A 7,791-nucleotide genomic window follows, 5' to 3' on the forward strand; every position below is an offset into this window, starting at 1 on the left:
ACGCCCACGCGCACACCGCTACCCATGCTCATCTGTGAAGGGCCCCAAAGCGGCGGTCAGTCCGGCAGCCACAAGGTGTGGTCAGCCAAGCAGCGTGGTGTCGCGGGGTTCCACCACTGCGTCCTCCAGATGGGTCTTCTTGGCCCCGTTGACGCCCTTGAGGCGATACGTCTGGATGAGCGTGAGCTTCACGCCGTCAATGTGTTCCACCTCCGCGATCACTGCACTGGCCCCGGAACGGTCCGGCAGTGTTGCCGGGAATGCCAGCACCGCACCCAGCAAGGAGGGTGCGGTGTCCTTGAGGCGCGCTCGCAAGGATTCAAGTGCTTCCGCGGGATCCAACTGTTCCAAATCCTCCGCGGAGAGACTTTCCAGCTCGAATTCACCATCACGCCCGGCCGTCACCACAAACGGGGGGAAGGCCAGGAACTGCTCCAGCTGCTCCAGCACCACGTGCTGCATGTGCGCCGTCATCTGATCCACGGTGGCCGCAGTGGCGGTGGAGATGCCCTGACGCCAGGCATTGGCGGCGTCCTGCGACGGAGTCCTGGCCGCGCTCTGGCCACCGGAGGTGCCACGGGCGGCAGCTTTGGCGCGGCGGGCTGCCCCGCGATCCTTCTTGGGCTTGGTCTTCTTGCCTGATGCCATCAACGGCCTCTTTCCGGGTTCATGTGTTGTGTGCCCCGCAGCTTCCGGTCCTGGAGTGACCAGTTCGCGCGGCGGCACGTGTTCTTCTTCTCTCCACCAGCGTATGTGCCTGAAGCCCTGATGCTGCGCGGCTAGACTGGCCGGGTTCCGTCGTCGTCGTTCAGCAGCCTGCTCACGGTGCAGGTCCGGGCGTGATGTGCAGCGGAACCAACCCCTCAAACGTGAACACTAGGAGCGTGCATGTCCGAGATCACCCGTGACACCGTGGCCCATTTGGCGCAGTTGGCACACATCGAGATGTCGGAGGAGCAGCTGCAGGCCATGGCCGGTGAACTCGGACAGATCGTCACGGCCGTGGCGGAGGTCAGTGAGGTGGCAGGCGAGGACGTCCCGGCCACCAGCCACCCGCTGCCGCTGCGCAACGTGATGCGCGAGGACGTTGTGGGAGAGCCGCTGACGGTTGAGCAGGCACTTTCTGGTGCCCCGGACGCGGAGGATGGCCAGTTCAAGGTCCCCGCGATCCTGGAAGAAGACTGAGCGCGCAGCGCGTAACCCACTGCAGACGGAAGAGACTCGGATGACTGAGAACTTGATTGAACTCTCCGCAGCCCAGCTGGCGGAGAAACTTGCGGCCCGGGAGGTCACCTCCGTGGAGGCCGTCCAGGCGCACCTGGACCGGATTGCCGCCACGGACGGCGCGCCCGCAGATGACAACAACCGCTACGCCGGCAAGACCGGGCTGAATGCGTTCCTGCACGTGAACGCAGAGGAGGCCTTGCAGGTTGCAGCGGATGTGGATGAAGCCCGCAACAACGGGGAAGATCTGCACGACCTGGCCGGTGTGCCCATTGCGGTCAAGGACCTGATTGTGACCAAGGGCCAGCCCACCACGGCGGCCTCCAAGATGCTGGAAGGCTGGATGAGCCCCTACGACGGCACCGTGACCAAGCGTTTGCGCGCGGCCCGGATGCCCATGCTGGGAAAGACCAACCTGGATGAGTTCGCCATGGGTTCCACCACGGAACACTCCGCCTATGGCGTGACCCGTAACCCGTGGGACCTGACCCGGATCCCAGGTGGTTCCGGTGGTGGCTCCGCTGCTGCGGTCAGTGCTTTCCAGGCGCCGCTGGCCCTGGGCACGGACACCGGTGGTTCCATCCGCCAGCCGGCCGCCGTGACCGGATCGGTGGGGGTCAAGCCCACCTACGGTTCGGTCTCCCGTTATGGCGTGATTGCCATGGCTTCCTCCCTGGACCAGGTGGGCCCGTGTTCCCGCACCGTGTTGGATGCGGCCTTGCTGCACGAGGTGGTGGGCGGTCACGACCCTCAGGACTCCACCTCCCTGACCGATCCCGTCGAGGGCTTTGCCGCGGCCGCGCGCTCCGGTGCCGCTGACGGTGGCCTGAAGGGTCTGCGCGTGGGCGTGGTCAAGGAACTGACCGGTGAGGGATTCCAGGCCGGGGTGGAGCAGCGCTTCCGCGAGGCCGTGGAGCTGCTCCGTTCCGCCGGTGCGGAGGTGGTTGAGGTGGAAACCCCCAACTTCCGCTACGCGCTGGGCGCCTACTACCTGATCATGTCCTCGGAGGTCTCCTCCAACCTGGCCAAGTACGACGGCGTCCGGTTCGGCCGCCGTACCCTGCCCACCGACGGCAACCTGACGATCGAACGTGTGATGGCCGCCACCCGCGCCGCCGGATTCAGCTCCGAGGTCAAACGCCGCACCATCCTGGGCACCTACGCGCTGTCGGCCGGGTACTACGACGCCTACTACGGCTCAGCCCAGAAGGTCCGCACCCTGGTGCAGCGCGACTTCAACGACGCCTTTGAGAAGTGCGACGTCCTGATCTCTCCCACCGCGCCCAGCACCGCGTTCCCCATGGGGTCCGTGGACGAACACGCGGACCCCATGGAGATGTACCTCAACGACGTCGCCACCATCCCCACCAACTTGGCCGGCGTTCCCGCGATCTCGCTGCCGGCCGGATTGGCACCGGAAGACGGACTGCCCGTGGGTGTTCAATTCATGGCTCCGGCCCGTGAAGACGCCCGTTTGTACCGTGCAGGTGCCGGCCTGGAAGCACTGTTGACCCAGGCCAACGGTGGGCCCATCTGGAAGGACCTGCCCGACGTCGTCGCCGCCGTGAAGAACCTGTCCGGTGCTGAATCTGCTGCTGCCCAAGGAGCCGCCCAGTGACTGCAGAAACCCTGTCCTTCGAAGAGGCCATGGAGAAATTCGATCCCGTTCTGGGCTTCGAGGTCCATGTGGAGTTGAACACCAAGACCAAGATGTTCGACTCAGCCCCCAACGAGTTCGGCGACGTTCCCAACTCCAACACCACCCCGGTCTCCCTGGGCCTGCCCGGTGTGCTGCCGGTGGTGAACAAGAAGGCCGTGGAATCGGCCATCCGCTTGGGGCTGGCGCTGAACTGCTCCATTGCTCCGATCTCCCACTTTGCGCGGAAGAACTACTTCTACCCGGACACCCCCAAGAACTTCCAAACCTCCCAGTACGACGAACCCATTGCATTCGAGGGCGAGATCACTGTGGAGCTGGAGGACGGCACACCGTTCACCATTGAGATCGAACGCGCGCACATGGAGGAGGACGCCGGGAAGCTCACGCACAAGGGTGGTGCCACGGGTCGTATCCAGGGTGCCGAGTTCTCCCTGGTGGACTACAACCGTGCCGGTGTGCCGCTGATCGAGATCGTCACCAAGCCGATCGTGGGCGCAGGTGAGCGAGCCCCTGAGTTGGCGCGGGCCTACGTGGCTGCCATCCGGGAGATCGTGAAGAACTTGGGCATCTCGGATGCCCGCATGGAACGCGGCAACGTGCGGTGTGACGCCAACGTGTCACTGATGCCCAAGGGGTCCTCAACTTTTGGTACGCGCTCCGAAACCAAGAACGTGAACTCGCTGCGCGCCGTCGAACGCGCTGTGCGCTACGAAATCCAGCGCCACGCCGCCGTGCTCAGTGCCGGGGACTCGATTGTCCAGGAGACCCGCCACTGGCACGAGGACACCCGGTCCACCACCTCCGGGCGGCCCAAGTCGGACGCGGATGACTACCGCTACTTCCCGGAACCGGACCTGGTGCCCGTGGTCCCGGATCCCGCTTGGGTGGAGCAGCTGCGCGGTGAGCTGCCGGAGCCTCCGGCGCAGCGCCGCAAGAAGCTCAAGGCCGAGTGGGGTTACTCGGATCAGGAATTCCGCGACGTCGTCAACGCCGGTGTGCTGGACGAAATCGAAGCCACCATTGCCGCCGGTGCCCCCGCGGGTGCTGCGCGCAAGTGGTGGATGGGGGAGATCGCCCGCGTGGCCAACGTGCGGGGTGTGGAGATCACCAATCTGGGCGTCACCCCGGAGCACGTGGTGGAGCTGGAATCCCTGATCCAGGCCGAGACCATCAATGACAAAATCGCCAAGCAGGTCATCGGCTTTGTGGCCGACGGCGAGGGATCACCGGCGCAGATCGTGGAGGCACGATCCCTGGCCGTGGTCTCCGACGACGGCGTGCTGCTGACAGCAATCGACGACGCCATGGCACAGATGTCTGACGTTGTGGCCAAGGTCCAGGGCGGCAAGGTTCAGGCCGTGGGCGCACTGATCGGCCCGGTCATGAAGGCCACCCGCGGGCAGGCCGATGCCGGACGCGTGCGTGAGCTGATCCTGGAGAAGCTCGGCGTGAGCTGAGTGCCTTCGGTTCCGGAGGTTTGAGTATGGAAAATGCGGATTTCGGCTTCGGAATCCGCATTTTCCATGCCCAAGTGGGGCACGGATAGGCTCTGAGGCATGCGAGGACTCCAACGACTGGTCAGGGATCGCCCCTTGGCGGCGGTTCTGGCCACGTTGGTGGCCGGTTTGTTCATCTCCATGCGCATGGCCATTCGGGACTGGCCGTGGGAAGCCGTGTTCTTTGCCCAGCCCGTGGTGGTGCTGCTGATCTGGTTCATCATGGCCAAGCGGAATCTGCATGATCTGGGTTTTCACCGGTGGGACCAGGCCGTGGGGTCAGCTCCGGCAGTGCGTGATTCGGCCATGGGGGCAGACATCCGTTCGGGCGCCCAACGGCCCAGGGCCTTTGTTGCTGCCTTGGTGGTGGCGGGTTTGCTGACCGGGATCTCCGGCGCGGTGTTCCTGATGACTGGTGCCACCACACCCATGGGGGTGTGGCTGCCGCGTGCGGCGTTCTTTGGTGCTTTGGGTGCTGTGGTCATCGGATGTCTGGCCACGGCCCTGCCGGAGGAGTTGGTCTACCGCGGAGTCCTGGTGCGCCTCACGGAGAACAAGTGGCCGCTGGTGGGTGTGATCCTGCTCAGCGGTGCCCTCTTCTCTGCTGCCCACGCCCCGAATTTGGCTGCGCAGAACGGATCCGCCACGTGGATCGGTCTACGTTTTGCCGAATTGTTGATCTTTGGCTGCGTGCTGGCATGGGCCGCCGTGCGCACGGGTTCCCTGTGGGTGCCCCTGGGCTGGCACATGGGCTCCAACTTGGCGGGAGTGTTCATCGAGTTGGTGTGGGTGCCGCAGACTGTGGCGCTGTGGCCGGTGGCTCTGACCAGCATGGTGTTGAGCTTGGGCGTGATTCCCCTGGTGTTGTTCCTGGAACGCCACCCGGCCAAGGCTGTCCCGGTCTGGCACCCTCGCACTGTTCTCCCCGCCGAATAGGCCTTTTGATCGCTGCTGAGTGGGTCAGGGGCGATCAAAAGGCCTATTCGGCGGGTGAGGGGAGGGGGAGGGTGTGGGTCAGGCGAGGGCCAGGCGTTCCAGGGCCCAGGCGTCCTCCCACGCGGTGTCCCGCCACCGCTGGTAACGTCCCGATGCCCCACCGTGGCCACCCGCCATCTCGATGCGCATGAGCACCTGATCCGCTGAATCGGGGTGGGCATGGCGCAGGGCAGCCACCCACTTTGCCGGCTCCACGTACAACACACGGGTGTCGTGCAGGGAGGTCACCGCCAGGATGGGCGGGTACACCGGTGACGGTGCAGCGTCGTCGTTGTCACCGGGGACGACGACGGCGGGGCGGATGTTCTCGTACGGGGAGTAGGCCTTCATGCAGCGGTAGACCTCAGCGTCCTGGATGGGGTTGCCCCATTCCTCCCACTCCAATGCGGTCAGGGGCAGTTCCGGCATGAGGATGGAGGTCAGGGGATCCACAAAGGGAACGGAGGCCACCGCCCCGCAGTACAGCTCCGGGGCCAGGTTCAACACCGCTCCCACCAGCAGACCGCCGGCGGATCCACCCATGAGCACCACCCGGGAGGAGTCGATGTCGGCCCGTGCACCGACGTGCTGCGTCACCGCCACAACGTCCGTGAAGGTGTTGGCCTTGTGCAGCTTTTTGCCGTCCTCATACCAGGCCCGGCCCAGTTCACCACCGCCGCGGACGTGGGCAATCACCCACGTGGCACCGCGGTCCAGCAGGGAGACCCGGGAGTAGGAGAAGGCCGGGTCCATGCTGATCTCGTAGGACCCGTAGGCGTACACGATCGCCGGTGCCGGGTCGGTGACGTCCCGGCGGCGGATCAGCGTGATCGGGATGTGCGTGCCGTCGGCAGCCTGCGCAAAGTCTCGCTCGACCGTGTAGTCCTCTGCGTTGTACCCACCCAGCACGGCCTTTTCCTGACGCAGGATCGGCTGCCCCAAGGAGCCATCAGCAGCCAGGACAAGGTCGTACACGCGGGTGGGCCGGGTGAAGGACTCGGCTGTGAAGCGCAGGACGGGGGAGTCATGTTCGGCAGCCAGCACCTCAATGCTCTCCAGGGCCACCTCACGCGAACCAACGGGGCAGCCCACCCCAATCCGCACCGGCTCACTCTGATGCTGCGTCCCCAGTCCCGCCAGCGGCAGCACCAGCACGGATGGCATCATCTCCGCCCGGGCAGAGAGCACCACGTGGTGCTCCAGCACCGCGAATCCCATGATGCGTAGACCTGGCTGTGCCGGAACCACGTCCACCGGCTGGATATCTGTCAGGGAGCGCCCCAACTGGTCGATGTCCAGCAAGGACACCCGGCCGTCCGGGGCTTGGTGGTCGTGGGAGACCAGCACCACGGTACGGCCATCCACCACCACGGGCTCTGCCTGGTACAGGATGCGATCCTCGCGTGGAAGCACCACCTGCGCTTGCGTGCCCGCGGGGGCATCCAAGGGCAGGAGGGAGACTTCCGAATAGTCGGAGCATCCCGCATCCAGCACCAGCCATTGCCGGTCCGCGGAGAGCCCGGCCGACAACCACAGTCCCGGGTCCTCTTCCACAGCAACCACGGAGTCCTCAGCCACCGGTGTGCCTAGCAAATGCCGACGCACCCGCCACGGACGCCATGACTCATCCACCTCCGTGTAGAACACGGAGGCACCGTCCGGGGAGAGGAAGGCTCCGTAGGAGGTGTCTGGGATCTGATCGGTCAGGATCTCTCCGGAGTCCAGGTTCTTGACCTGCACCGTGAAGCGTTCGTCCCCGGTGGTGTCCGCCGCCCACAGCATCCACCGCCCATCCGGGGTCACGTCAAAACTTCCCAGTGACCAGAAATCGTGTTCGGCAGCTTCTGCATTGCCGTCCAGCAACACCTGTTCACCCGGCAGCGTGGTGCAGGCTTGCACGACGGGTGGGGTCCAGGCGTCGTCGTCGTGCACGGGAGCGGTTGCGGGGACCCTGCAGCGGATGCCGTGTTCCCCGCCTTCCACCGTGCGCCCGAAGTACCACCAGTCGCCGCGGCGGTAGGGCACGGACAGATCCGTTTCCTGCACGCGGCCCTTGATCTCCTGGAAAATCTGTTCGCGCAGCGGGGCCAGGTGTGCCGTGGAGGCTTCCGCGAAGGCGGTTTCGGCCTCCAAATGAGTCAAAACCTGGGGGGAGTCCTTGTCCCGTAGCCACTCGTAGTGGTCCACAAAACGGTCACCGTGGAACTCACGGGTGGACTCGCGGCGGTCGGTCACGGGTGCGTGCGCAGGCAGTTCGGGGGTGGGGTTCATGGCGCCCAACTTATCGTGTTGTCGCACAATGGAGCCCATGAGTTCACTGCCACCCGAACCTGCAGACCGCCGAACACCTGCGGCTGCGGACGCAACGGCCGGCCACCACGACGCCGCCCCCGCCCACCGTGCGGAGCCCGCATTCGGTGGGCAACGCCTGGATCT

General features: G+C 65.4%; 6 protein-coding genes. 4 read left to right on the forward strand and 2 right to left on the reverse strand.

Annotated features, from left to right (window positions below):
- Positions 1-81 precede the first annotated feature (81 nt).
- Positions 82-648: a hypothetical protein gene (locus L979_RS14505; RefSeq protein ID WP_052209555.1), complete on the reverse strand. Its 567-nt coding sequence runs from the start codon at positions 646-648 to the stop codon at positions 82-84.
- 240 nt (positions 649-888) lie between these two features.
- On the opposite strand from L979_RS14505, the gene gatC reads away from it, so the two are divergent.
- The 4 genes from gatC to L979_RS14510 all read left to right on the forward strand — a co-directional run bounded on the left by gatC (position 889) and on the right by L979_RS14510 (position 5,316).
- Positions 889-1,185: an Asp-tRNA(Asn)/Glu-tRNA(Gln) amidotransferase subunit GatC gene (gatC, locus tag L979_RS05670; protein ID WP_047690272.1), complete on the forward strand. Its 297-nt coding sequence runs from the start codon at positions 889-891 to the stop codon at positions 1,183-1,185.
- A 40-nt stretch (positions 1,186-1,225) separates the two neighbouring features.
- Positions 1,226-2,842, forward strand: coding sequence for an Asp-tRNA(Asn)/Glu-tRNA(Gln) amidotransferase subunit GatA (gene gatA, locus L979_RS05675; RefSeq protein ID WP_047690273.1), 1,617 nt, complete (start codon positions 1,226-1,228; stop codon positions 2,840-2,842).
- Positions 2,839-4,341 carry an Asp-tRNA(Asn)/Glu-tRNA(Gln) amidotransferase subunit GatB gene (gene gatB / locus L979_RS05680; protein WP_047690276.1) on the forward strand — a complete coding sequence of 501 codons (1,503 nt, stop codon included), beginning with the start codon at positions 2,839-2,841 and terminating at the stop codon, positions 4,339-4,341. Before gatA ends, gatB begins: the two co-directional genes overlap by 4 nt.
- A gap of 99 nt (positions 4,342-4,440) precedes the next feature.
- Entirely contained in the window at positions 4,441-5,316 is an 876-nt protein-coding gene (locus L979_RS14510; RefSeq protein ID WP_081993877.1) for a CPBP family intramembrane glutamic endopeptidase, read from the forward strand.
- A gap of 78 nt (positions 5,317-5,394) precedes the next feature.
- Here L979_RS14510 and L979_RS05690 read toward each other — a convergent pair whose 3' ends face one another.
- Entirely contained in the window at positions 5,395-7,626 is a 2,232-nt protein-coding gene (locus L979_RS05690; protein WP_047690281.1) for a S9 family peptidase, read from the reverse strand.
- Between the last annotated feature and the right edge of the window lie 165 nt (positions 7,627-7,791).

Origin of the sequence: Kocuria sp. ZOR0020 (assembly GCF_000800955.1) — a bacterium.
Classification (GTDB): Bacteria; Actinomycetota; Actinomycetes; order Actinomycetales; family Micrococcaceae; genus Kocuria; species Kocuria subflava.